The sequence below is a fragment of the Rhodococcus sp. 1R11 genome, assembly GCF_004563845.1.
In the GTDB taxonomy this organism is placed as follows: Bacteria; Actinomycetota; Actinomycetes; order Mycobacteriales; family Mycobacteriaceae; genus Rhodococcoides.
Window position 1 is genome coordinate 80470 of the sequence record NZ_SPNG01000008.1, and the last position, 25538, is coordinate 106007.

Below are 25538 nucleotides of genomic sequence, written 5' to 3' on the forward strand. Positions count from 1 at the left end.
AACACTGTCAACTTTCTGTGCTGAGCGCTGCTCTTGGTTCCTCGGTGGCGATACCGCTGATCTGCGATTGATTGTCGTTGTTGGACACCGAGGCGACGACGATCGCTCCGAGCACCGCGACGACTGCAAAGGCGTAGAAGTTCACTTGATAGCCCAAAGCCCAGCTTGCGATCAGACCACCTAGGAGTGGTCCGCAGATGGCACCGATTCGGCCGACGCCGAGTGACCAGGCCAGCGCGGTGGCCCCTAGCTTCTGCGGGTAGTGAGTGGCGCAGAAGCCTCCCACAAGGATCTGTGTTCCCACGCTGCCGAGTCCCGCCACTGCGACAAGCAAGAACAGCAACCCAGCGGGGAGATCGAGGCTGATGAGGAAGATCGCGACGAACGCGATGAGGAACGAGGTTGTGACAACCTTCTTGATTCCGATGCGGTCGGCTATGAACGACGCGCTGATCGCGCCGACGATTGCGCCCAGGTTCAACACCATCAGGAACGCCAGAGAACTGCCTAGCGCGAACCCAGCGCTACGCATGATCTGCGGGAGCCAGGTGTTGAGGCCATAGACGAGAAGAAGCCCGCAGAAGTTGGCAGCAGCGAACAGGAGTGATGATCGACGCCAGCGGGTGGAGAACAATTCACGCATGCTCGAAATAGGTTGGGCTAAATCGCCGTTCGACTCGAGCGACGTGGGAGCAACGACGTCCTCGTAGACCAGCCCGTGTTGGTCGGCCACTGCTCGCGCTTCCGCCTCCCTGCCGACCGCCGCAAGGTAGGAAACAGACTCGGGGAGATAGCGATAGACGACGGGAAGGAGCGTGACCAGCGGTAGGGCACCGAGTGCGTAGAGCATTTTGAAGTCCACGACGGGAAGCAGTGTGATGGCCAAGACTGCTGCGCTCACACCGCCGACGGAGTATCCGCTGAACATGACCGCGTTGGCGATCTGGCGCCTGCGCTTCGGCGCGAATTCGACCGTGAGAGCTATGCACGTAGGCACCACGCCTCCGAGGCCGATCCCCGTGAGGAATCGCAGTACCCCGAAGGCGACCTCGTTCGGAGCGAAGGCCGTGGCAATCATGCAGACAGAAAACCAGGCGATCGACCCGATCATGATGCGGCGTCGGCCGAACCGATCCGTCATCAAGCCGACGGACAGGGTGCCGAGCAGCATGCCCACCAAAGCGAGACTGCCGATGAGACCGGCTGAACCGCTGTCGAGGTCCCATCCTTCGTACGCGATCAGGGTTGGCACGGTTGATCCGTAGACCACCAGGTCGTAGCCGTCGAACACGATGGTGACGAAGCAAAGAGCCAATACCAGTAGGCCGGAGTGCTGCCTCGTGGCGGGGCGACGTGTCATAGGGACTTCCTCGTCTCGGAGTGAGCACCCAACGTATTGCCTCATTGTAATGATCGTCAATAGAGCAATATAAAAATCATGTTACGGTCAGAATTGAGGTGGTAGCTGTGACCGATGTGCCCGAACGCGAGCTCGAGACGACCATGATGACGTCCAAGGCGAAAGGCGCTGTCGACCGAATCGAGTTCTTGCGCTGTCTGCGCCAGCTCCACGAGCAGATGATGTGGACCCAAACGCGCCTGGCCAAGGCCAATGGAGTCAGCCAGTCGGCCATCTCGAAATGGTTTCAGATGGCGGGTATCGATGCTCCCGACCTACGACCGGACATGGCCGGCGGAACTCCGTACGAGATCGCAGCGCGTTATGCAGCCAGTCTGCTCGATCGGGAGACGATGATCGAGCAGTTGTCGGAGTGGGTCCACGAGGCGGCTTCGCAGACAACATTCAGTGACGACGACGTTTCGTTGTCGAACCTCTCGGGATTCCGTCTGCAGATCGGTCTAGCTATGGCCGAACGATTCATCGACGAGTCCGACTTCGACTGCATCTTCGACGCAATAACCACGGACTGACGTGCGCCACGCGGACGTGGGCCCACTCGCCAGTCCGTGGTTATTTATCGGATTCGCTGAACTCGGCGACGTGGATCATCTCTGTACGCGTCGGACGTAGGCGAGCCCGCAGAAAGCAGAGATCAGCCAGATTCCTATTGGGAAAAAGAGAGTAAATCGAAGCGCAGTATCGATGTCCAGCGTGGCTGTGATTGCAGCAGCGTGCAATGCGATGGCGCATGATGCATAGGAAACGAAACAGATTGCATCAGTGCGCTGGTGCCTGGATTGTTGGGCCCATTCCAGTCCCAATGCGGCCCAGAATATGGCCGGTAGCAGGAGTGTCACGACTCCATACAGAGTAGCGGCGATCATCGTGCCTCGTCGTGTGGCAAAGGGGAGTTCACGATCGGTTCCTCTATTCCGGGATTCAGGCGATGAAGAAGGAGTTCATTGTTCGACGAAAATGAATCGAACGATAATTCGACTTAGTGTCTCACCGCGACAGCTGACGTGCAGTCTCATCGAACGCAACTGGACACTGCGTTGATGCTAGACGTGTCCAGGCACCCTCTGCGTACATCAGCTTGGTGGTTCGCCCACCGTCGACGCGGGCCCTGCCACGTCACGGACACCGACTGATCGGTGCCCGTGACGGATCGCAGATCAGGTCACAACATAATGCTGAGTGGGTTCTCGATTCGCTGGACAAATGCCCTCAACCATTCGGCAGCTAACGCACCGTCGAGGACGCGGTGATCCGCGGACAAGGTCACCGTAATCATTTTTCCTACACTCAGTTCGCCGCTCTCGGTAACGATTGCCCGGTTCGATGCGGCACCAACAGCGAGGATTCCAGAATGCGGCGGATTTATGATCGCCGCGAACTCGCTTATTCCATACATCCCGAGGTTGGATACAGCAAAAGAACCGCCCTCGAGTTCGTGTTGTTTGATTTTTCCGTCACGCGCGCGCTCGGCGAGGTCCCGTACTGCCGCGGCCAATGCACCGATGGACAAGGAGTCGGCACCGCGTATGACGGGCGTCAGCAATCCGTTCGGCACCGACACCGCAACGGCGAGATCGACCGAGTCGAAGCGTCGCGTGGCGGAGTCGGTCCAGATCGCGTTGGCATCGGGGACGTCGGTGAACGCTGCCGCCACGGCTTTGAGCACCAGATCGTTGACCGAGATCTTTGCAGGGGAGGCCTCGTTCAACCGTGCACGCAATCCCAGTAGTTCGTCGACCTGCATGTCCGCCACCAGGTAGAAGTGCGGCACCGTGGACTTGCTCTCGGTCAGGCGGCGTGCGATTGCGCGGCGCATGCCGGTGTGCGGAATATCGGTGAACCCGGTTTCCGGATCGACCAGGCGTGCCGTCGGTGCGGGAGCAACGGCGGTTGCAGGAGTTGCTGGTACCGATTTCGGGGGTACGGCCGGATAAACTGACTTAGCCCCAGCCGCAATGTACTTCTCGAAATCTCGTCGAGTCACGCGGCCGTTGGGGCCCGTGCCCGGCACGGCCGCGACGTCCACGCCGCGTTCGGCAGCGAGCCGTCGGACCAGGGGGGTGACGAAAAGCCGTCTTCCAGAGGTTGCGCTCGGAACGGACTCGACGCCATTCGGTGCCGTAGCGGTCGACCGAGCAATGTCGGCTGCCGATACGACGGGTGGTGCTGCCGACGATGCAGACTCGGGTGCCGTCTCGGGCTCCGGAGGTTGCGGGACCACGGCCGGCGTCGGAAGCTCCGGTGCGCCTGCCGACTCGGGACGGTTGGCTGCCAGGGCCGCCTCGACGGACTCGCCCTGGCCCGCGACGACGGCAATCGGAGCACCCACCTCCACCTGCTCGCCTGCATCCACCAGCGTCCCGGCGAAGGTGCCCGTGACCTCGGATTCGTACTCGACGACGGCTTTCTCGGTCTCGATCTCGGCGATGGGCTGACCCGCTTCGATGGAGTCACCAGGCTGCACCAGCCAGGCTTGAATCCCGGCCTCGGCACCACCTGCCGCGAGTTGAGGCATTCGTATCACAGTGGACATCAGGAAACTCCCCACTCCGAGCGCATGCGCTCGAGTCCTGCGACCACTTCTTCTGTCTTGGCGATCGCTGCGCGCTCGAGCACCTTCGAGATCGACGGCGAGGCTTCGCCGCCGGTGACACGTTCGATGGGTTGATCGAGCCAGTCGAAGAATCGTCGTTGCAACTCGTCTGCGAGCCAACCACCGTACGAGGTGCCGCGGGCACCTTGCTCGACGATGAGAACGCGATTGGTCTTTCGGATGCTCTTGCCGATCGTGTCCCAGTCGAGCGAGGCGCGATCGAGCCAGCGCAGGTCGATCAGCTCGGCGTCCACGCCGGTCTGTTCGATGGCCTCGAGGGAGTGCTGAACCATAGTCAGGTACGTCAGGACGGTCAGTTCGGAGCCGACGCGTCGGATGGCCGCCGAACCTGGGGGGATGATGTAGTCGAGGTCGTCTTCGAGAACGCGGTCGGATTGTCCGTACAGGTCGACGTGCTCGATTACCAGGACCGGATCTTCCAGTGCCAGCGCCGCGTTCAACAGTCCACGGTAGTCCGCTGCGTTGGATGCGGCCACGATTCTCCAGCCCGCCGACGTGGCGAAGAGTCCGGCCGGGTCCATCAGATGCTGTGATCCGTAGCCGGATCCCATCGCGACCTTCGTGCGAAGGACCAGTGGCATCCGGTTGTTGTCGCCGAACATGTGCCGCACTTTGGCCACCTGGTTGAAGACCTGGTCGGCTGCGACCCACATGAAGTCGGGGTACATGAACTCGACGACCGGCCTGAACCGGCCATCGAGTGCCACCCCGCCTGCCAGACCGAAAAAACCGTTTTCACTGATCGGCGTACCGATCACGCGATTGGCACCGTACTTTTTTGCCAGGCCTTTGGTGGCACCGTTTGTGCCTCCGTTGAGGCGGTGAACGTCCTCGCCCAGCACGATGATGCGTTCGTCCCGCTCCATGCGTCGGTCGAGTGTTGCGGCGATTGCGTCGACGAACTTCGTTGTAGTCCAGGGTCCGTCGTGGTTCACCGGATCCGTGACGGTCAGTGCGGCGAGCTCTTCGCCGTCGGACCGTATGCCAGTATCGACGACAGTCGAGAGCGGCCATAGTTCCGGCCTGATACGGCGCTGGCCAGGAGTGTGAGGGTCCGCCTCGATCAGCGCAGTGACGGCGTTGCTCAGTGCTGCCTGTGCCTGTTCGCGCACCGCCGCGATGCCTCTGTCGTCGATGAGAGCAAGCTTCAAGAGTTCGGTCGCTGTTCGCTCGAGTGGGTCACGCGCTTTCCACTCGGCCTCTTCCGTCTTGGTGCGGTAGCCGAAAGCGCTTCCTGGGAAAGGTCCGTTCTGGTGAAAGAACCGGTAGACCTCCGCCTCGATGATGACCGGGCCATCCCCCGAGCGCATGACGTCGGCCGCCTCTGTCGTGGCGAGGTGAACTGCGAGGGGATCCATACCGTCCACACGCCACGAAGGGATGCCGAATCCCTGACCACGCACTGAAAATCGCGAGTCGGCAGCTACCTCGTTCGCATGGGTGGACACTGCGTAGAAATTGTTCTCCACGAAATAGGCGACGGGCAACTTCCACGCTGCGGCCAGGTTGAAGGATTCGAGCACCGACCCGATCTGGGCCGAGCCGTCTCCGAAGTAGTTGATGGTCAAATCTGTTGTACCGCTGTTCTTCTGAGCCCAGGCATTGCCTGCCGCAAAGGGGGCTCCGCCGCCGACGATTGCGTTGGTGCCGAGTGCGCCGGCTTCGAGCCATTGCAGGTGCATCGACCCGCCGCGCCCACCTGAAAAGCCCTGAGCAAGACCGAGGATTTCAGCGAGGGTTCGTTGTAGCACGGCTTGTAACTCGGTGGATACGAGGTTCTCCAGATCCAGCGCACCTCCCGAGACGTGACCAATCACTTTTGCAAGAAACTGATGATGTCCGCGGTGGGACCCGTTCACCGCGTCGCTCGAGCGCAAACCGACAATCGACCCGATCGCGCCACCCTCTTGCCCGATGCTCGAGTGCGCCGGACCGTGCACCAGGCCTTCGCCGGCAAGTTCGAGGACGGTCTCCTCGAACGCGCGAACCAAGTGGAGCTGTCCCAGCATCGTACGAAGAAGGAGGGGGTCCGCAGCCTTCCAATCGCTCGAAGTGGACTCGAGTTGTATCCAGTCCACGCCGGTTTGCAAGCGCTTCCGTTTCGCCATCGTTGCTACCTCCGTCATGCGGCACCAGTGTGGTGTCCGAGCTCACGCTAGGGGCTCATTGGATCCAATGCAAGCAAAATTCGCTATTGCGCTCATCGACGATCGAGCATTATGGTCTGAATGTATCCAATTGAGGGCTATCGATGGAGATGAGGAGATGCCGGTGGCGATCCCGGGCATTCGAGGTACCGATCACATCGGTTTTACAGTCCCTGACCTCGACGAAGCAGAGGACTTCCTGGTGGGTGTGCTCGGTGCGATACGGGTCTACACATTGGGTAGCAAGCAAGCCGACGACGAGTGGATGACCCGCCAGCTCGGTGTTCATCCGCGCACCGCTATCCGCGAAATTCGCTTCTATCGTCTCGCACACGGCTCGAATCTCGAAGTGTTCCAGTACGATTCGGCCGACGGTCAGTCCGCGCAGCCGAGAAACAGCGATATCGGCGGTCATCACCTCGCGTTGTACGTCGACGATATGAATGGGGCAGTCGCATACTTGCGCGAGCAAGGCGTCGAGGTCATGGGGGATCCCGTTGTCTCTGGGGGAGCCTCGACCGGACAACGCTGGATCTACTTCCGCGCGCCCTGGGGCATGCAGTTCGAGCTGGTGAGTTACCCCGACGGAAAGATCTACGAAACTGCTGTCGAATATCAGGACAGCGCGGGATCTGTGCTGTGGCATCCTGCTCGTCCGGCAGAGTGAGCGGAATGCACTTCGACAACAACACCCCAGCCGGCGATGCGGCATCGACTTCGACAAAGGATTTCGGTCATGGAGCCGCAGGGTCTCGCATCGCGAACGGTATTCGTGCCTCGATCATCGAAGGCGCGTACCTGCCAGGAACCCGTATCCGTCAGGAGGACTTGGCGGAGCGCTACGCCGCCAGCCGAGTCCCGGTTCGTGAGGCGCTGCGCATCCTGGAAGACGAGGGGCTTGTCACCCGCGTCGCGAACTCCGGAACTTGGGTCTCTCAGCTCGAACTCGCAGAATGCGAGGAGTTGTATCGCGTGCGGGAGAGGATCGAACCGCTGCTGTTGAGCATGAACGTTCCGTTGCTCAGCGAAGCTGATCTGGATTGGCTCGACGACTTGGTCTTGCGCATGGAATCAGCCTCGAACGCTGAGGAATTCCTGGCCTTGGATCGCACCTTCCACCTGGCGACTTACTCCGCCGCCGACACCACGATGCTCCGAGACACCGTCGTCCGGCTTTGGAACCGCACCCACCACTACCGCCGAGCGTTCACAGTTGTGGCCCGCGCACACGGAGATGATGCGGCGGTCTTTCTCGACCATCGCCTTCTGATCGCCGCCATGAGACGGCGGGATGCCGACGAGGCCGAGGACGTGTTGTACCGCCACATCCGCCGGACACGTGTCGAATTGTTCAGGCATCCAGCGATTTTCGAGCACTGACCACGCACCCCTACAAACTCGAATCTCGAGACAGCAGGAAAAGTGGTCATGGCTTCTACTGGAACATCGAGGCTGCTGATCTGCCGCCGTGTCGTCGGCAGAAGCGGGGTCAGTCCAGCTCGTCGATCGATCGAAGCACGTCGACTGCCGACGAGGCCTTTTTTCTAGCCTTCGAGTCGGTCGACGGTCGAGCAGCGGTGACCAGGTCGGAATCTCGCCGGCCGACGACCGTCCACAACCCTCGCGCTTTCACAGTGCCTCTGTTCGAGTACATGTGCGGACGTGTCGAGTCGAAGCACAGCGAATCTCCTGTCGAAAGAGTGACGACGTCGAACTCCAGATTCAACGTCAGCTCGCCTTCCAGCAGGTATGCGTATTCGATGCCCGAATGTCGCATCATCTTGCCGTCCACTGAGCTACACGCTCCCGGCTGGTACGTCACGAGCAGCGAGTCGGCCGGACCTCCTGGCGCATAGGCCATGCGTTCCCACTGCACCCCGTTCTCCATTTCGATGAGGGGGTTGTCTTTTTTTCGTTGAACCGCATCGATCTTCGAGTTGAGTCCGTTCGTGACACCCCGGTGATCGGTCGCCACGTCGTTACCCACCAGATCGTCGAGGGATACCTCGAGGTGGCTGGCCATAGCGTAAAGAGTTGCTACAGACGGCTGTGTCTTTCCCATTTCGACCTGAGACACGAGACTGGCAGAGACCCCCAACGCGTTGGCCAGGGATCGCAAGGAGAGACCACGTCTCTGACGGGCTTCGCGAAGCCGCGCGCCAAGGCCTTCCGGCATTTTCGAACCCCTCGCTCACATCTGTTTCGGTCGGCGGAACTTCCGATCGAGCTGGTGCATGCTCAGACCCTCCGTCACAGTAGACGGAGGGCCTGGAGCGTAATCAATCGGGAATGCCCTCACTTGGCCTTCTCACACGGCGGCGATTGCGTCGATCTCGATCGTGGCACCGTTGTACAGGGAGTAGACACCGATTACGGTGCTGGCCGATGGCTCCGGGACCTTCACGATGGCATCGCGGGTTCTACGAAAGATGCCAAGCTTCTCTTGGTCGAGGTGCGTGATGTAGACGTTTACCCGAACAAGATCGTCGTAGGAGGCCCCACCGGCGGTGAGCGCGCGCTCGAGTTCACCGTAGGTGAGCTCGATGGCCCGCTCGAAACTGTCGGGTACCGAGCCGTCTTCCTCGAAACCGACCTGACCGGAGATGAACAGCAGCTCACCCGCTTTGACTCTCACACTGTCTGCGATTCCAGGCACTATCGGTGCCGGTGTGTGCGTCAGTCTGTCGTTCGACATTTTGATTCTCCTGCGGTTGTAGTAACTCTGAATGGTGTGCTCTGACTCATCGATCGTTGGGTATTCGTGTACCGCGTGTGCATTTGCCCCATCAGAGGATTGCACTTCCTCCGAGCCCGAACCAGTTCCGATTGTGATAGATCAGTGGGACGGCGTTTCGCGCCGAATCTTCGTTCGGCGGCTTCGCCTCCAGTGCTTCGACGACGACGAGCACGGACCCATGCACGTTCACTCGGTCGACCACTCGGCCGCGTATCCACGAGCTCGATCGGGGGTAGAACGGCTCACCCGTCGGGAGTCGATCCCAGTCGACTTCGTCGCCGAACCGTGCTGATCCGCTTGTGGCGCAGAGCTTCGCGAGGTCGATGTCGTCTGACGACAGCATATGTACCACAACCGTTTCTGCACTCAGAACCGTCGGAGTGCTCGACGACATGGCCGACGCCGAGAAGACGAGCGTCGGAGGGTCGACCGAAACCGAGAACATCGAGGTGATGGTCATAGCCTTCGGTCCGTCACCGATATCTGCTGTAACAATGGCAACCCCGCCTGGGTGCAGCCTGAATGCGTGCTTGAATTCCTCGGCAGTTATGTCATTCTCAGAGGACGCGAACGTCAAGGTCTTCCCTCCTCATTCTAATGTCTATACAACTGGCAGCACGAAACGTGCTTCTTCCTCACGTCCGAAAATCGTCTTTCCGAACGCTTCGTAACCGCTGATGCTCAACGTGTGACCGTGCCGACTCGCAGTAGCCTGATCACGCCAGATGCGCTGGATTTGCGCCGTCTCTGCGAATCCTGCGGATCCGTGGGCCGTGAGGAGATCGTTGATCATCGTCGTGATGGTCTCCACGATCCATCCGGCCTTGGCGCGCATCTCGATTCGCTCCGCGTAGGGCGCGTAATAGTCCCGCGCCGAGGCTTCGAAGATCTGGTCGGCTACCTGCGCTGCAAGCGCATCTGCGGCGCTCAGTTGGACGGTGGCCTTCGCTACAGCCGCCTGGAACGAGGTCGAATCGGACTGCTTCTCGTACCCGGTGTACGCGATGGCCTTGCTATCCGCCTTGGCGATAACGAAGTCGAGTGCTGCGCGGCCCATCCCGAGATGCGGACCCACGAGCTTCATGAACAAAGACGGGACGAATACAGTTCGGTAGGTCTGTTCGGAGTTGTCGCTTATGTACCCGCCCTCGATAGCGGCCCCCAGCGGCAGGATGCGATGCTCGGGGACGAATACGTCCTCGGCGACCTGTATGACGCTGCCCGTCGCTTTCATGCCGGCGACGAACCAATTGTCCTTGACGCCGAGTTCGGACGTCGGGATGAGGGCGAGACCTGCGTCTATCACCTCACCCCTGTCATTCTTGAGCGGGATGCCCAGTAGTGACCAGTCGGCATGCTGGCTACCTGTGCCGTATCCCCACTTGCCGGTCACTCGGTATCCACCGTCTGTGAGCTCGGTGTCCGAAGTGGTCGCGAGAACGATGGAAATGAACGAGTTGATGCCTTTCTCGCCACCCCAGACATCCTTCTGGGCGCGCTCGTCCATGAGGCTCAAAACCCAGGCACCGGAGTCGAGGATGCCGGTGATCCAGGAGAGCGCCCCGTCACCTCGTGCAATCGCCCGGGCGACTGCATGAGCTTCGCGGGTGTTGGCGTTCAGACCGCCGAACTTCTTCGGTGCTGAAACGCCGAACGCGCCAGTCGAGGCGACTGCGTCGAAGACGTCCTTCGGGATGCGGCGCAGTTCTTCACCCTCGCGTCCACGCTCGATGAGCATGGGACGTAATTCGTCGATACTGGCGACAACTGCGGCAACCTCGGGTCGAATACCTACATCTGCCATGTCTATCTCCTAGTTGCGTTCGAACACCGAGTTACGCGCGGTGTTCAGCAAGCGTGACAGACAACACGACTCATATCAAGGAGGAGTGAACATTTTTTGCAAGCCGAAACGGAAAGTTTACGAAGAGTCTTTACGGATTTGATCAGCAAAAACGTTGCTGAGCGGGTACTTCGAGCCCATTTCGTTGGTCGTCTCGTGCTGATCTGCAGCATTGGCACTTCCATGTCGCGCCTGAAGGCGTTAAGTTGCAGTGAACACTTTGTTGTCGCATCGCCATCCAAACAGGAGGTCCAGTGAAGCCCACCGGAACGACCGGAACCAACGCAGTCGACTGGGAAGCACGCGTCGACATGGGCCGATTACGCGACGAGCGACTGGCTCGGTTGCATGCAGAACTCGAACGCTCCTCGCTCGGTGCCGTTCTCGCATTCGATTTCTCGAATATTCGGTACATGAGCGGGACGCATATCGGCACCTGGGCGATGGACAAGATGATTCGCTTTTCCCTGGTGACGCGAAGAACAGATCCGATCGTGTGGGATTTCGGGTCCGCCGCGAAGCACCACGCGCTCTACAACCCATGGCTCGACGTGACGACCGCTGAAGCCGATGCGGACCCCAGTGTGCCGCACATGCACGAGGGCGCTAAACGGCTTCGGCTCGAGAGCGGATCTCGCGCCGGACTCTCCACTCTGCGCGGTGCGTTCCCGCCGGACGCCAATCTGGCGGGGGACGTGGCAAAGAAGATCAAGCGCGAACTCGAAAAGTTCGGGCTGGCGAACGAGCCGCTCGGTGTCGATGTGATCGAACTCCCTGTCCTGTTCGCGCTTCAGAAAGAAGGCATCGAAGTCGTCGACGGGCAACAGGTGTTCATGGAGGCGCGGAGGGTGAAGACGAACGACGAAATCCGTCTCCTTACCCAGGCTGCGTCGATGGTGGACGCAGCATACGAAACGCTCTACCGTTTTCTGAGACCTGGAGTTCGGGAGAACGAAGCGGTCGGAGTTGTCGCAAAGACGCTGTACGACCTCGGATCCGAGTATGTCGAAGGCGTCAACGCGATCTCGGGCGAGCGCTGCGCACCTCATCCCCACGTATTCTCCGATCGCCTCATTCGACCCGGAGATCCAGCGTTCTTCGACATCCTGCACAGTTGGAACGGTTACCGCACATGCTATTACCGCACGTTTGCGGTTGGATCGGCCTCGCAGGCTCAGCACGACGCGTACACACGTGCTCGCGAGTACATGGATCGAGCTATCGCCTTGGTCAAGCCCGGCGCAACCACTGCGGACATCGTCGCCGTGTGGCCGAAGGCGGAGGAATTCGGATTCGAGAACGAAATGGCTGCTTTCGCCCTGCAGTACGGACACGGTATCGGTCTCTCGATCTGGGAGAAGCCGATCTTCTCGCGACTGACGTCGTTCGACCATCCGGAGACCTTGGAAGAGGGGATGGTGTTCGCTCTCGAGACCTACTGGCCGTCTGCTGACGGATGGGGGGCAGCGCGAATCGAGGAAGAAATGGTCGTCACCGCCGATGGTTGCGAGGTCATCACCAAGTTCCCGGCCGAGGAACTGATCGTCGCTGGCAGCCAGTACTACACGATCGGGGGGCCGCTCAATCTGAACCGGGACGCGCAATCGCACCGCAACACCACCTGGGGCCGAGGCGAAGCATGACAAGTATTGGTTTCGTCGGCCTCGGATCGATGGGCGGTGCAATGGCTGCCAGACTCGTCGACGCAGGCCACCACGTCACTGTCTGGAACCGTTCCCCCGGGCCCGTGGCAACCCTTGTTCACCGCGGTGCTTATGCCGCCGCAACCCCGGAAGAGGTACTGAAGGCTGATATTTCGTTCTCGATGCTAGCCAACGACGCGGCCGCCGATGCGGTGCTGATTCCTTCCACCAGCGCAGACGGGGCGCATAGAACGCATGTCATGATGGCATCGATCAGTCCGTCGACGGCCGATGTGCTCGATCGGCGTTTCACTGATGCAGGTTCGACGTACATCAGCGCACCTGTCCTCGGCCGGCCTGATGTCGCGGCAGCCGGCAATCTCAACATTCTTGCCGCCGGACCGTCGATCGACTCCGTAGAACCGTTGCTGCTCGAGATGGGGAAACGAGTGTGGCGACTCGGCGACAAACCCTCTATCGCCAATGCGGTCAAGGCCATTGTGAACTACAACATCATCCACGCTCTTCAGGCGATCGGCGAATCGGTCACCATGACAGAGCGGCTCGGAGTCAGCCCGGAGCTGTTCACGGAATTGCTGTCGAGCACCTTGTTCGGCGGCGTGGCGTACACCGGTTACGGAAATCTGATTGCGCAACGGCGATACATGCCGCCTGGCTTCCACATGTCCTTGGGAAGAAAAGACCTCGACCTCGCCCAACAGGTAGCATCGTCGGTCGATTTTGCGCCTGCCACCATGCCCGTGCTTATCGAAGTGCTCGATGCCGCTCTGGCGGATCCGGAACTTGCACAATCTGATTGGAGCGCCATTGCGGAAGTGAGCCGCCGTAGTCACGCCAGCTCGCCTCCGCCGCAGTCACTAAAGCCGCTCCCATGACGTCCTCATTGCATGTTGATCGCGTGACGGCCGTTGTAAAAATGCAAGCTTGGAGCGAGATCGGTAGACGGTGAAGTAGACATCATGAGCGCAGTTGCGATGCCGGTGATCGGACCCGACACCGTCTATCAGGTGTTCCCTCTTGACCATGTTGCAGACGGCGGGCGCGAGTCCCGCCGTCTGCGGTATCGAGCAATCAGAGGTGATCTCCCGTCGATCGATGTAGATCCAGTGTCTTCGTCGGTGGGGGACAGTCAGGCATGCGAGGACGATTTCGTCCACTCACCGATACTCGATTCGGTTACTCGAACTATCTGCTTCTCAGCAGCATTCGCTCGTACTCGACTGCGGAGCATCGCCGTGAACGCGCACTGATGGACACTTCACGCGCGCCATTGTGTGGCGATACTTATCCAGAGTCGACAAGTCTTCGATTGCGCTGCGGGTGGAGGTATGCGCGTTGGGGTGCTCCGATTGTGCGTCTTGGCCTGTCGGGCGCTTCGACGCGCTCGTCCTGTTGCTCGAGCGCCCCTCCTTGGAGCACAGTCGCTCGCTCGCTCGCAGTCAGCCCGCCCCACACGCCGTACGGTTCGCCGCATCGAAGAGCGTGAGAAAGGCAGTCCGGCCGCACGGAGCAATCTGAGCAAATCGATTTGGCCTGCGCTTCGATCTTGCTGCGTTCGATACCTCTGATGTAATGCGGCGGAAAGAATTCTGCAATCTCTGCCCCACGACATCTCGCGTTCAACTGCCAGTCCCAATATTCGGTCAATGGGTCGAACAGCGCAATTTTGCCGAAGCTGTTTCGCAAGAGTGGAGTCCTTTCCAGTCTCTGCTGGTAACCGTGTCCAGTAATATGCGTCAAGGTGGAGTCCGGCTCGGTCGAGGCTCGCACAGCGCCTCCGGGCGGTTTATTCCTGCCGTGCGGTTCGAGGGCCTTCGTCCCCGGATTCTGCGTTCATCGAGTTACCTTTCTGCCTACTCGACTCGCATCGAATGCCGAGGGTTCGGTGGATCGCGGATTCCACGACCGATGGCCGATCACGGTGACAGACCCAGTGAGCAGGGCGGAGAGTGAGATCGCGGCGCTCATGTGGACGAAGTGCAGTAACAAGGTACCGACCACCGCGCCGAGGAAGATAACGACGATTGCTCCGGCGCGCCGGTTGAACACTGCAGTCTTTCCTCCGCGTACAAAATCCTCGCCTGCCAGCGACGTCAGGGTCGAAGTGACTACCACTGTAGTCATATCGCGAACTGCAAGCTTCCGTGCGATGCATGCTTGAACCCCCATCTGAAGTGCAATGACAGCGGCGACGACGATCCCAGCAGCATGGGGTAGGTCGGGACCGATGATGAAAGTTGCCACGGCGGCACCAACGAGAACGAAGGTGCCGGCGGCGAGCAGCAGGGTGATGGTTCGATTCCACTTTCCAGGGTGCTTCTTGAGAGCCATACCAGCAACTACGGCACCGAGGGAGAACAACAAGAGCGCCACGAGCGGCCCCAGTACCGGTAGCTCGTCGCCTCCGCCCAGTCCCATAGCGAGAATCACTACGTTGCCGGTCATGTTGCCGGTGAATACTTTGTCCAGACCGAGATAGCCGACGGCGTCGAGAACTCCGGTCACAAAAGTCAAAACCAGCATCAGTAGGACACGTCGTCGTTCGAGACGTTTCTCGGATGGACCAGCTGAAGTAGACAAATCAATTCTCCTTGTGAGCGCTAGGAACTTACTGCCGAACGTTGCGCGGTCATCTGGGTTTCGTTCGAGGGGACTCATCCGGTGTGGTTCGGGGCTGCGGACAGCAGGCTCGAACTCTTGTCTTCTACCGCTCGTGTCGGCTGATCCCCGAATTCGGATCACAGACTCGGAATGCGATATGCCGGCTACGTCGATACCCCGGCAGAGCTGGTAGTCGATGCCTGTCAGCGGATTGCATGAAAATTGGAAAAATCCGCACATCGTCGGTCAGTGGCTGATGTGGTGGGCGGGTCGTCCTCAGCCGCGAGAGGCGCAGTGCGGCCAGAACATATCAAAAAGACAGGCGAACCGTCTTCCCCCTTGACGAGCGCAGTCTGCCCGGCAAAAAAAGTCGAGCCCTCCGGGCTTGCTGTCGTCGGGCGAAACTTGGGGGCGTGACCAGAGAGGTCCGATTGCTGGGGTTGACCGTCATGGGGCTCGATTCAGCGGCGGCATCGTATGCAGTGACTATCGTCGATTGTGAAGGACACTGCCTCCATATACTGCTACAGTATTGATCGTCAGCGCAAGACCATATATTGATCTGCGAAGCAAGAGGAGTCGACAGATGCGTGTCGTCGAGATTCGAGTCGAAGATCGTGCGACGACCGTCGCGGTCTTCGATTCGGCCATTTGGCTTCGCCTGCCGTTCTGCGACAGCATAGCCCTCGCTCGCGCGAATTCGCCCAAGTCCCTGTCGGTCGGCGACGTGGTCGAGTCGGAGTTCGCTCCGGCGAGTAAGCTGACGCCACTGGCCGTTTCGGTCATCAACCCCTAGTCGAGGTGTTCACGTGAGTGCGTCTGTGGGTAAGGCCGGACATATCCTGCGAGCATTCGCATCAGGGGAAGATGCGCTCACAATACGAGCTTTGGCCGACGCGACTGGACTACCTCGTTCTACGGTGCACCTCTTGTGCAGGACTTTGGTCGAGGAGGACTTGCTCGAATCAGTGCCCGGCGGGGGGTACCGGCTGGGATCTATGATCTTGCAGCTCGGCGGCCGAGTCATCGACCGTAGCGGTCTGGTCGAAGCGACCGAGGGCAGTGCCGCCGGGTTGCGACGCGGTCACGGCCAGGAAATCCACGTCGGACAGTTGGTAGGCGGCTGGATCGTATATCTACATCGCGAGTCCGGTCCCTCCAAAGTGGCGATGGTCAATCGCGTCGGCATGCGAGCACCCGCATTCCTGTCGGGTTGCGGAAAGAGCGGACTTGCTGTTCTCAGCGGCGACGACGCCTGGAATCGAGTGCAGCGCAGTTGTGTTCAGGATCGAATCCCAATGCCTGATAAAGGTTTACTCCTCTCGGAGTTGGCGAAGGCACGGGCTCAGGGTTACATCGTGAGCCGCACCCTCCAGGAAGGGTGGACCTCCGTTGGTGCGGCGGTAGTGGGGGCGGAGGGCGTCGTCGGAGGCTTGTCGATCGCAGGCCCCAGTAATACTTTCCCATGGTCGCGAATACACGAGGTCGGTGAGGCGGTGTCCGGTGCCGCGGCGGCCGCCAGTCGTCGGCTGCTCGGACGACGGGGTCGGAAGGAAACCTGGCGCTCAGCGAGCGGCTATCCCGTCCACTCCTCGCAGGACGGGACCGACCTGCCGGCATGATGTCGCGGCATTCCGCTCCCATAGGTCGGTCGAGAGACATCATTCAGTTCTTGGATCATCATCACTTACCTGGTGAGCTGCCATAGCCGGTCTTGGGACCGGTACGGGTCCCGTCTGTTGGTTACGCGCACGCTGTGTGGAGGTGCTGTGCAGCCCGAATGTGTTGTCCTTCAGCGTTTTTTCAACGGCCTTGATTGCACACACCAGTTGACGAGCACACGTAGATGTGTAAACATCAGTAAATAGGTTGGACCATCAGACATGTTAAGGAGGTTCCAGTGGATGTCTGGGAGAAGCTGGACACCCCCGCCAGTTCACTGTCCGACCGGCTGAGCCAGCGTCTGATGGGGATGATCAGCGATGGTTCGCTCCAACCTGGGACGAAGTTGCCCGGAGAACGTGAGCTTGCCGAATCTGCTGGTGTTTCCCGGACCTCTGTCCGAGAGGCGCTGCGTGACTTGGAAATTCGTGGACTGATAATCAGGAAGCAGGGTCGCGGAACCGTTGTGGCGCCGGCCCTTCGGCCGGATCTACAGGCGGGGATGCTCGGATTGATGACGCCTGGCGACCGGGCCCTCCGTGAGGTAATGGATCTTCGTGCAGTCATCGAACCGCCCATTGCTGAACGTGCTGCACAGCGAGCTCTCAGCGGCGAACTCGGGCTGTTGCTTGCACCTCTCGAACGAGCAGAAATCCTCCTCGCCAAGTCGACGACATCGATCGATGTTTTGATCCAACTCGATGTCGAGTTCCATCTCTGCGTCGCAAAGCTGGCACACAACCCGCTCCTCTCGCGACTGCTCGAGGTGGCCAACGAGTGGATGGCCCCATCTCGGGAGCCGACGCTGCAGACGATGAATCGAATCACCCGCTCGGTTGCTGCGCATCGGCAAATCTATGAGGCGATCCGCCTGCAAGACTCGTCCGGTGCCCGGCTCTCGATGGCAGCGCACGTCCAAGAGGTTATGGACGAAATCGTTTTGATGCGTCCTCATTCAGCCGACTGATATGGGTCGGCGTACCCGACAGATTCCTTCTTCGCTGAAAATACCGCCAACATACTCTCGATCGAAGTTGACCGAGGGTCTATTTCTATGTCTGGGCCCGGTCGCGTTGCCGAAAGCTGTTGCTGTTGTTCATGTTTCAGATCGATTGCCAGTGTCGCGTACCGGTTAAATTCCTTCATTTTGTCCAGTCCTACTGGACACGGTGGGAGACATCTCAAATATTGCCGTATAGCGTTCTATTCATGGAAAATTCCCAACGGGATTCCAAGTCCCACAACGCTACTCAACAATCGGTCTCGATCGACATCAGCCATCTCATCAAAGAGTTTCGCGGATCCAACGGTACTGTCCGTGCTATCGATGACGTGGATATCGACGTGCATGCGGGTGAATTCGTGTGCATCGTCGGTCCCAGCGGATGCGGCAAGACATCGCTGTTGAATATCGTTGCTGGGCTCGAGGATCCGTCGAGCGGCAGTGTCACTGTCAACACTCGGTCCGATGCCAAGACCAAGCGTGCAGTGGTGTTTCAGGAGCAGGGGATATTTCCCTGGATGACAGTCCTGGAAAACGCTGCGTTCGGGCTGGAGGCACGTGGTGTGCCTGAAGCGGAGCGCCAGGAAGTGGCCCGCCTCTACCTGAAGAAGATGGGTTTGGCCAGGTTCGAAAAGTCCTACCCTCATGAGTTGTCCGGCGGAATGAAGCAGCGTGTCAACCTTGCGCGGGCGTTCGCGACAGATGCCGAGATCCTGTTGATGGACGAGCCGTTCGCAGCTCTGGACGAACAGACCAAATTGCTTTTGCAGGAAAGCCTTTTGCAAATATGGGAAGGCACGAGTAAAACCGTCTTGTTCATCACGCACAGCCTCGACGAGGCGATCCGGCTGGCCGATCGAGTGCTCATCATGACCGCGCGCCCAGGCCGCATCAAGGCCTCGATTCCTGTCGCTCTCCCTCGCCCACGCAACGTGTTGGAGATGCAGAGTGACCCCGAGTTTCTGAAGCTTCATGGCACCATCTGGAGCCAGCTTCGTGATGAGGTGCTCGCAGCTCGCGGTGACGATCCTGTCGCGGCGCAGCCGGCCTCGGACAGCAACAGCAATCTACCTATCGGAACGGTCTGACATGTCCAACACCGCAACACTTCCCCGCACCGACGGTGCGAAGTCGGCTGGTAATCACTCTTCGATCGACAACCCGAAGAAGCGGTGGAGACTCACACCAGAACGGGTTTTCGTCGTCGTAACGCCACTCACCTTACTTTTGATCTGGGAGATCCTGGCTCGCTTCCCGGGATCGGGTCCGGTGATGGATCCCCGCATCTTCTCCATGCCGAGCGAAGTCGCGAAATTGGGCTGGCAGCAGATCACCACGCCGCTCGTAGGTGGTTGCGAAATTTCGGGTGTCACGATTCCCAACACAATTCTTGGGTGCGACACGATGGTGACGCTGTGGCGCTTCGTCGTCGGCATGGTCGTCGGCTGTGTGCCGGGCCTGCTCCTGGGGCTTACGATGGGCTTGTTCCGTTGGCCTCGCGTCATCATGGGTCCGCTGGTGTCGCTGCTCTACCCACTGCCCCGCGTAGCGCTCTTTCCGCTTGTGCTACTTGTCATCGGTCTCAACGAATCCAGCAACATCATCATGATTGCGCTCGGACCATTTTTTACCATGTTGATCGGCACACAGGCTGCGGTGCAGAACGTGGATCCGATTTATATGAAGGTGGCCAAGAGCTACAACGTCCGCACTCTCAAGTTGTACCGTCGGGTGCTCTTGCCGGCCTCGATGCCGATCATTTTCAGCGCCTTTCGCCTGTCTGTCGGTCTCGGTCTGCTCGGTGTCATCACCGTCGAATTCTTGATCGGCAGCAATGGACTCGGGTACATGATTTGGAATGCCTGGCAGGTGTTGAACCTGGGGCTGTCCATGGTCGGCTTGGTCGTCACAGGACTCATAGGCTTCTTCGTCTTTCTTTTTCTCGATTGGATCGAACCCAAAGTGGTGCCGTGGGCACCCGCCGAAAGGAATGCACAGTGACCTCACTACAGGAACCAGCCGTTCGAGGCCTTCGCGGCGGCCCCACCGAATTCTTGGTGGTTCGCCTCGGCACCGGTGAAGACTTCACCTCGCGGCTTCGCGAGGAATTCGTTGCAAGCGGGGCGCGCGCTGGCTCGATCGTATCTGCGATCGGCAGTTTCGCAGAGATCGTGTACGGCGAAGGCTTCTACCACGACAACGGTTCGCTGGACATGCGGCAAGTCGTCCGCTCCGGGCAGCCCTTCGAAACAGGCGCGCTCTCAGGGCATCTTGGATTCACGGACAGCGGAGACCCCATCTCTCATGTGCACGGTTTATTCGCGCAGCCGGACGGACGGATCTTCGGCGGGCATGTATTCGAGGCGAAGGTGCTGCTCACGATCGAACTGACGCTGGCATTGCCGTCGTCAGTGGCATGGACGATGCAACCGCACAATCCCGAAGCGCACGTTCCCATGTCGATTCCGCGTAAGGCATTCCTGCCTTGCAGTGCCTCGTAGAAAGCGGATTCGTTATGCACCACTTCAGCAGATTCAACAGAATTCTCGGCGTGCTCACCGCCACCGTGCTCGTCACCGCCGCTTGCGGGGGCTCCAGCTCGGATGACAACGGTCTCGAAACACTGCGACTAGCGTTGACGCCGAACACTCAGCTCCTGCCGATCTTCGCCGCAATCGACAGTGGGGCGTTCGAACAGGCGGGCATCGACCTCCAGATCGACACTTACCAGGGTGCCGCTACCGCGCAGATTCCTCGACTTGTGCGTGGGGACATCGACCTATTGCCTTCCACTCCGTCGCCCTCGTTCTTCAACTCGGTAACGCAGGGGTTCGACATCAAGGCAATCCTGTCCACTGGCACAACAGGTGAAGCGGGTACGCCCTCACTGGTAACCGTCGGTACTGCAGCTGACGAAATACGCGACTACTCGGATCTACGCGGACGGACGATCGACTCCGGTGCCGACGGGTCCGTAATCCAGGTCGATGCTTTGGAAGCCATTGCAAAGGGCGGATTGACCGAGAGCGACCTCACAATCGAGAAGAACGCGAAGACCGCCGCAGACATGCTTGCCTTGGCAAGAAACCAGAGTGCTGACGTTATCTCGACGATCGAGCCTGTCGGTTCGCAGATCGAGCGACTCGGGCTCGGAAAGCGGTGGAAGGTCATGAACGAGACCGCGCCGTGGTATCCACAGGTGATTATCGCGGCATCCTCGGTAAGTCTGGACCAGAAGTCCGACGCCATCGAAAAATTCTCTCGTGCGTACCTGAAGACGATCCGCGAGATCAATGCGCAAAACGGTAAGTGGACGGACGAATACAGCGCCTCCCTCGCCAAGTGGACAGGAATAGCTCCCGCTGACTTCACGGTCGACCCCATGCCCACATTCGACGAGAAAGGCACCATTACGGCAGAGACGCTGTCACGAATTCAGGACATCTGGATGAAACAGAATCTTATCCAGCAGGAGGTCGATGTGACCGGCTTGGTCGACGAATCGATCGCAGAGCGGAGCGCAAACTGATGATTTACCGCAATAACACCGGGAGATTCCTGTGACGCTGTATGTCGATACGGTAATCCGGGCGCGTCAGATCCACACGTTCGCACATGACCTGGAAGACGTTCAGGCACTGGGCATCCTCGGTGGCAAGATCGTAGCTACGGGAGCGGGGGACGACAACCTGGAGGCTCTGGTCGGACCCCGCACCCGCATCGTCGATGCGCCCGAAAGCACGATCATGCCGTCGTTCTACGACACCCACAATCACCTGTTGTTGACGGCAGTGGACAAGTTCTGCTTCGTCGATCTGTCAAGTTGTAAAAGCATCGATGATGTAGTGGCCGCTATAGCCGCCAAGGCGCAGACCACACCATCGGGGCAGTGGATCGTCAGCTCCAGACACTGGCAAGACTCCAACCTGCGGGAATCTCGTTTGCCCTTCGCCGAAGAGCTAGACCGTGCAACCAGCCAGCATCCGGTATGCCTCAAGCGCGACGGTCACGTGATGGTGGTGAACACCCGCGGGCTGGAGATGGCCGGACTGCGGGATCTCATGGAGGATCCCGTGGGTGGCACACTCGGCCGCCACTCGGACGGAATGCCCAACGGGCAACTCTTCGAGTTCGCAGCCTACCGGCCGGTGAACGATCTCCTGCCAGAGCCGACCATCGAAGAGAAAGTGGAGGCACTCGGCCAAATGTGCCGAGCTGTCAATGCTCGGGGAATGACAGCAGTGCGAGATCCGGGCCTCACGCCGCGCGGGGAACTCGACGTGTACCAGGTGCTGCGTGAACGGGGCGGACTGACCGTCCGAACGAGGGCATTGTTGTTTGTTCGTGTGAATCGATTTCCCACCCTCGCCGACGCCATCTCCGGAATCGACGCATGGGGCGTGCGTAGCGATTTCGGTGACGACTTGCTTCGGGTGGACGGTATCAAGACCTCGCTCGATGGCGGCATCGAAGGTGCAGCGCTTGGGGCTCCCTATATTGGACGGCCCGACTACTCAGGGCACCTGCTCATCGAACCTGATGCCCTGACGGAGTTCGTCACTGCAGCCGTGGACAAGGGCTATCGAGTCGGCTGCCACGCGGTCGGTGATCGCGCCGTCGACACCGCCGTGACCGCGTTCGAGAACGTGCTCGCCTCCAACCCGACATTGCCGCCTGGCTGGCTGTCTGTCGAACACGCGTTCTTTGCGGACGAGGCGATGCGCAAACGGGTAGTGGACGCCGGGATCGGTGTCACCGTTCAGTTCCCGATCGCGTCTGCACTCGGCACCCACATGGTCGAGCACTGGGGTGCCGATCGCGCCAATGCCGCCATGCCGATTCGGGAATGGGTCGACGAGGGGGCGATCGTCTCCGGCGGCACCGACTCGAATGTCAGCCGTTACGACCCGCTTCTCGCGATCTGGGAGACGATTACGAGAAAGACTCAGCATGGCGAGATTCTCGGTGCCGCACACGCCGTCGACCGACGGACGGCATTCGAGCTCTACTCCATCGCGGGGCCCCGTGCATTCGGTGAATCCGACACACGAGGAACCCTGGTGCCAGGACATTGGGCCGATATGGTCGCTTTCGACACCGATCCACTCGAATGCGATGTCGATGCCATTCCCGAGCTCGACCCAGTGTTCACCCTCCTCGGTGGGCGGGCTGTGCACGATCGCACCGGAGTGGCTCGGGACGCTGGCGACACGCAGTGACCGGCCGTGGGTCGACGGCGCGCGGTGCGGCACCGCCCGCCGTTGAAACCGTCCCCGGTGTGGTGGCGGGGCACTGGGTTGGGGGCGCGGCGTGCTATCCCGCTATTCCTTACGCCCATGCCCCGGTTGGAGCAATGCGGTGGGTACCGCCGCGTCCACATGGAGGGTGGACCGGAATCGGTGCGTCGAGTCGCGGTGCCGCAGTTCCGCAACTTCCATCTCGGCTGGACGAGGTGATGGGGCCTTTGGTCGCGGGTGGATTCTCCGAAGACGCCCTTACTCTCTCGGTGTGGGTTCCGCCAGGGGCTCCGCCCACGGGCGGTTGGCCGGTCATCGTCTGGCATCACGGCGGCAGGCTGATAGCGGGGGCTGGGTCGGCACAGTGGTTCGACGCTGCGATTCTGGCTCGTCGGCTCGACTCCATCGTGGTTACGGTCAACTACCGCTTGGGGGCACTAGGGTTTCTGTACTTTCCTTCGGGTGTACTCGGAGACGAGCAGGTGGCGAACCTCGGTCTGCGAGACCAAGGAGCAGCGTGGATTTGGGTGCGGGACAACATCAGCGGATTCGGTGGTGATCCTGGAAACGTAACTGCAATCGGACAGTCCGCAGGCGGATACTCGGTAGCCGCACTTGCCGACAGCCCGGTGTACCGGCACTTGGTGCACCGGACTGTGGTGATGAGTGCTCCGATGGCAGTGCTACCGATCGATCCTGATGAAGCCTGGGCGACGACGCGAGCCTTCATGTCGGACGCCGGCATCGAGCGCATCTCGAGGGACGCTGTGGAGGCGTTGCCCGTCAAGACAATTCTGGCGGTACAGGCGGCGACGATGAAGCGGTCAGCGTCCCGTGTGACCTCGGCAGCGCCGATTGGGCATGTGCTCGACGGCGATGTCATCACAGAAAACTCCATCGTCGCCGGTGGTCCGGGTGTCGCTCCGCCGATCGAGATGCTCCTCGGGTGGAACACCGAGGAGGCCAGAGCCTACTGGGCTTTCGACGACTCGTTCTGGGCGATGGAGCGCGCCGCAGCTGCGCAATTCGTCGAGTCGATCGGTGGTGTCGACCTGCGAGAACGGTTCGAAGGGACGTCTCTCGACGGACGTACACCTGCTGAGCTGGCAGTGGACCTGTTCGGGAGGGTGAACGTGATCGAACCATCGATCCAGATGGCGCAGCGGCGTGCCAGCCGGCACGGAAAGACACTGCTGTACTCGTTCGCCCACCGATCGAACCATCCGTGCGGGCGACTCGGAGCCTGCCACACCTTCGAAACCCCGTTCCTCTTCGGAAACTTCGACGATTGGCGCGACGCTCCGATGATGGCGGGTTCCGACGAAGCAACCTCGGAAGCAGTTAGTCGCACACTTCAGGGCATCGTCAGACAGTTCATCGATGAACCAGAACCGACTGTGGCCGGTCGCCCATGGCCGGTGGTACGCACCGGCGATCCAGAGACGGTGCTCGAAGTCGCCACCTCGGCCCGGCTGGTACCCGTCTCGTAGACACCGAGGCTGCGTGCTGGTCCAGTGCCAGAAGCTGAGTAGCTGTTGGATACACGTCCTCGGCGCGACCAGCGACAGCGATCGGAAGGGTTCGTACTGTGACTGCGACCCCGGATGGCGCACACCGAAATGCCCGTTCACCAGAACTTATTGGCGAACGGGCATTTCTGTATTCAGCGAGTAGATGCTCCCTGCACCTCGGGCCTCTTGGGCGACTTACCTGGGTTACTTCTTACTCGAGCGCAAAGGCATGCCGACCGGCGGGTGTCGGCGGCAATCCGGACACGCCAACGGGCTACGAGAGTTGTTCTTCTGCCTCGAAAACGGGAGTCATGTCGCAGTATATGCGGCAGCTCGAGACCTTGTCGTTCTCGAAGGCGTACGCGGTTACCGCAGGTACATCGACGGAAGAGCCGTCGAGCCTGCCGTAGGTCACGACAGCCTCGAATATTGCCTGATTCGAGGCCTCCCACACACTCACAATCGTGTGCTTCATGGAACTGATCGAACCGAAGAACTCAGTGAGCGAGGACCCGATCTCCTGGGGTCCCGTCAGGATGTCAGAATTGCCGAATTTCATTGTGCCGGAGGCCGAGAAGTAGGACGAAAAACTTCGTGCGTCAAGCGAATCGGCGCGATTGTAGATCGCACTGAGCCTTTCCGGCCATGCGGTCGATGGGTTTGTCTCGGTCGACGTCATCTCATCCTCACTTCTCGTCGACAATGGCGGTGCACTCGATTTCGATCAGGAGTCCCTCGATCGCAAGACCGGTGATACCCACGATTGTCTGGGCCGGCTCATGGTCAGAGCCGGTGACCGACCGAATTGCGTCCGTGATCGCCGCATACTCCGTTGGCTCGGTGGTGTAGATGGTGCGTCTGATGATCTGGTCCCAGCGAACACCAGCTTCTCCTGCCACGATTTCCAGGTTCCGCATCGCGGCAACGGTCTGACTCACCAAATCGGTACCGACAACGTTGAACTGCGTGTCCAGCGCTACCTGACCCGCGAAGTGAACCACATGGCTTCCGTGGGAAATGATGGCATGGCTGAAACCCGGTGCAGGGTGCACATTTTCGGGATTGATCGGTTGCATATTCATTTCTGTATCCTCCTGAT

General features: G+C 59.9%; 25 protein-coding genes. 14 read left to right on the forward strand and 11 right to left on the reverse strand.

The window, feature by feature from the left end; all coding sequences use genetic code 11:
* Positions 1 to 7: 7 nt before the first annotated feature.
* On the reverse strand, positions 8 to 1360 hold the full coding sequence (locus E4P29_RS15450) for an aromatic acid/H+ symport family MFS transporter (protein WP_209205419.1): 1353 nt from the start codon (positions 1358 to 1360) through the stop codon (positions 8 to 10).
* Between the two features lie 107 nt (positions 1361 to 1467).
* Here E4P29_RS15450 and E4P29_RS15455 point away from each other — a divergent pair, with 107 nt between their 5' ends.
* Entirely contained in the window at positions 1468 to 1932 is a 465-nt protein-coding gene (locus E4P29_RS15455) for a helix-turn-helix transcriptional regulator (RefSeq protein ID WP_135046069.1), read from the forward strand.
* A gap of 650 nt (positions 1933 to 2582) precedes the next feature.
* On the opposite strand, the gene E4P29_RS15460 is transcribed toward E4P29_RS15455, so the two are convergent.
* Both E4P29_RS15460 and E4P29_RS15465 read right to left on the reverse strand, forming a co-directional pair.
* Positions 2583 to 3953 carry a dihydrolipoamide acetyltransferase family protein gene (locus tag E4P29_RS15460; protein ID WP_135046071.1) on the reverse strand — a complete coding sequence of 457 codons (1371 nt, stop codon included), beginning with the start codon at positions 3951 to 3953 and terminating at the stop codon, positions 2583 to 2585.
* Positions 3953 to 6043 (reverse strand): alpha-ketoacid dehydrogenase subunit alpha/beta, encoded by a 2091-nt coding sequence (locus tag E4P29_RS15465; RefSeq protein ID WP_245154349.1) that lies wholly within the window; start codon positions 6041 to 6043, stop codon positions 3953 to 3955. The genes E4P29_RS15460 and E4P29_RS15465 overlap by 1 nt, the downstream gene beginning before the upstream one ends.
* 256 nt (positions 6044 to 6299) lie before the next feature.
* Between E4P29_RS15465 and E4P29_RS15470 the strand changes: the two genes are divergently transcribed.
* Together E4P29_RS15470 and E4P29_RS15475 are read left to right on the forward strand one after the other, a co-directional pair.
* Positions 6300 to 6848 carry a VOC family protein gene (locus E4P29_RS15470; protein WP_135046073.1) on the forward strand — a complete coding sequence of 183 codons (549 nt, stop codon included), beginning with the start codon at positions 6300 to 6302 and terminating at the stop codon, positions 6846 to 6848.
* Positions 6849 to 6853: 5 nt separating this feature from the next.
* Complete coding sequence (locus E4P29_RS15475) at positions 6854 to 7561, forward strand: GntR family transcriptional regulator (RefSeq protein ID WP_135046075.1); 708 nt, start codon at positions 6854 to 6856, stop codon at positions 7559 to 7561.
* 109 nt (positions 7562 to 7670) lie between these two features.
* Here the strand turns inward: E4P29_RS15475 and E4P29_RS15480 are convergent, their stop codons facing one another.
* The 4 genes from E4P29_RS15480 to E4P29_RS15495 form a co-directional block, all read right to left on the reverse strand.
* Positions 7671 to 8357, reverse strand: a complete 687-nt coding sequence (locus E4P29_RS15480) for a helix-turn-helix domain-containing protein (RefSeq protein ID WP_135046077.1) — start codon at positions 8355 to 8357, stop codon at positions 7671 to 7673.
* Positions 8358 to 8489: 132 nt separating this feature from the next.
* Positions 8490 to 8876, reverse strand: a complete 387-nt coding sequence (locus tag E4P29_RS15485) for a Rid family hydrolase (RefSeq protein WP_135046079.1) — start codon at positions 8874 to 8876, stop codon at positions 8490 to 8492.
* Between the two features lie 91 nt (positions 8877 to 8967).
* Positions 8968 to 9495: a flavin reductase family protein gene (locus E4P29_RS15490; RefSeq protein WP_280634545.1), complete on the reverse strand. Its 528-nt coding sequence runs from the start codon at positions 9493 to 9495 to the stop codon at positions 8968 to 8970.
* Between the two features lie 24 nt (positions 9496 to 9519).
* A complete protein-coding gene (locus tag E4P29_RS15495; RefSeq protein ID WP_135046081.1) occupies positions 9520 to 10722 on the reverse strand; it encodes an acyl-CoA dehydrogenase family protein in 1203 nt (400 codons plus the stop codon).
* A 293-nt stretch (positions 10723 to 11015) separates the two neighbouring features.
* Here E4P29_RS15495 and E4P29_RS15500 point away from each other — a divergent pair, with 293 nt between their 5' ends.
* Entirely contained in the window at positions 11016 to 12404 is a 1389-nt protein-coding gene (locus tag E4P29_RS15500) for a Xaa-Pro peptidase family protein (RefSeq protein ID WP_245154352.1), read from the forward strand.
* The gene (locus tag E4P29_RS15505) at positions 12401 to 13300 is read left to right on the forward strand and encodes an NAD(P)-dependent oxidoreductase (RefSeq protein ID WP_135046083.1); all 900 of its coding nucleotides are present in this window, start codon (positions 12401 to 12403) and stop codon (positions 13298 to 13300) included. Before E4P29_RS15500 ends, E4P29_RS15505 begins: the two co-directional genes overlap by 4 nt.
* A 409-nt stretch (positions 13301 to 13709) precedes the next feature.
* On the opposite strand, the gene E4P29_RS26600 is transcribed toward E4P29_RS15505, so the two are convergent.
* Together E4P29_RS26600 and E4P29_RS15515 are read right to left on the reverse strand one after the other, a co-directional pair.
* Positions 13710 to 14195, reverse strand: coding sequence for a WhiB family transcriptional regulator (locus tag E4P29_RS26600; RefSeq protein WP_348539770.1), 486 nt, complete (start codon positions 14193 to 14195; stop codon positions 13710 to 13712).
* 63 nt (positions 14196 to 14258) lie between these two features.
* Positions 14259 to 15083: a YoaK family protein gene (locus E4P29_RS15515; RefSeq protein ID WP_135046085.1), complete on the reverse strand. Its 825-nt coding sequence runs from the start codon at positions 15081 to 15083 to the stop codon at positions 14259 to 14261.
* 529 nt (positions 15084 to 15612) lie between these two features.
* Between E4P29_RS15515 and E4P29_RS15520 the strand changes: the two genes are divergently transcribed.
* From E4P29_RS15520 to E4P29_RS15560, 9 genes are all read left to right on the forward strand, one after another.
* The gene (locus E4P29_RS15520; RefSeq protein WP_135046087.1) at positions 15613 to 15822 is read left to right on the forward strand and encodes a hypothetical protein; all 210 of its coding nucleotides are present in this window, start codon (positions 15613 to 15615) and stop codon (positions 15820 to 15822) included.
* Positions 15823 to 16024: 202 nt separating this feature from the next.
* Positions 16025 to 16648 carry an IclR family transcriptional regulator C-terminal domain-containing protein gene (locus tag E4P29_RS15525; protein ID WP_245154353.1) on the forward strand — a complete coding sequence of 208 codons (624 nt, stop codon included), beginning with the start codon at positions 16025 to 16027 and terminating at the stop codon, positions 16646 to 16648.
* Between the two features lie 278 nt (positions 16649 to 16926).
* On the forward strand, positions 16927 to 17655 hold the full coding sequence (locus E4P29_RS15530; RefSeq protein ID WP_135046092.1) for a FadR/GntR family transcriptional regulator: 729 nt from the start codon (positions 16927 to 16929) through the stop codon (positions 17653 to 17655).
* Between the two features lie 242 nt (positions 17656 to 17897).
* Complete coding sequence (locus E4P29_RS15535; RefSeq protein ID WP_135046094.1) at positions 17898 to 18779, forward strand: ABC transporter ATP-binding protein; 882 nt, start codon at positions 17898 to 17900, stop codon at positions 18777 to 18779.
* Between the two features lies 1 nt (position 18780).
* Positions 18781 to 19692, forward strand: a complete 912-nt coding sequence (locus E4P29_RS15540) for an ABC transporter permease (protein ID WP_167735497.1) — start codon at positions 18781 to 18783, stop codon at positions 19690 to 19692.
* Between the two features lie 56 nt (positions 19693 to 19748).
* A complete protein-coding gene (locus E4P29_RS15545) occupies positions 19749 to 20192 on the forward strand; it encodes a PPC domain-containing DNA-binding protein (protein ID WP_167735498.1) in 444 nt (147 codons plus the stop codon).
* Between the two features lie 50 nt (positions 20193 to 20242).
* Positions 20243 to 21220 carry an ABC transporter substrate-binding protein gene (locus tag E4P29_RS15550; RefSeq protein ID WP_167735499.1) on the forward strand — a complete coding sequence of 326 codons (978 nt, stop codon included), beginning with the start codon at positions 20243 to 20245 and terminating at the stop codon, positions 21218 to 21220.
* Positions 21221 to 21251: 31 nt separating this feature from the next.
* Positions 21252 to 22910: an amidohydrolase gene (locus E4P29_RS15555; RefSeq protein WP_135046102.1), complete on the forward strand. Its 1659-nt coding sequence runs from the start codon at positions 21252 to 21254 to the stop codon at positions 22908 to 22910.
* The gene (locus E4P29_RS15560; protein WP_135046104.1) at positions 22802 to 24418 is read left to right on the forward strand and encodes a carboxylesterase family protein; all 1617 of its coding nucleotides are present in this window, start codon (positions 22802 to 22804) and stop codon (positions 24416 to 24418) included. Before E4P29_RS15555 ends, E4P29_RS15560 begins: the two co-directional genes overlap by 109 nt.
* Positions 24419 to 24713: 295 nt before the next feature.
* Here the strand turns inward: E4P29_RS15560 and E4P29_RS15565 are convergent, their stop codons facing one another.
* Together E4P29_RS15565 and E4P29_RS15570 are read right to left on the reverse strand one after the other, a co-directional pair.
* Positions 24714 to 25118, reverse strand: a complete 405-nt coding sequence (locus tag E4P29_RS15565; protein ID WP_135046106.1) for a nuclear transport factor 2 family protein — start codon at positions 25116 to 25118, stop codon at positions 24714 to 24716.
* 7 nt (positions 25119 to 25125) lie between these two features.
* Positions 25126 to 25521, reverse strand: coding sequence for a RidA family protein (locus E4P29_RS15570; RefSeq protein WP_135046108.1), 396 nt, complete (start codon positions 25519 to 25521; stop codon positions 25126 to 25128).
* Positions 25522 to 25538 lie beyond the last annotated feature (17 nt).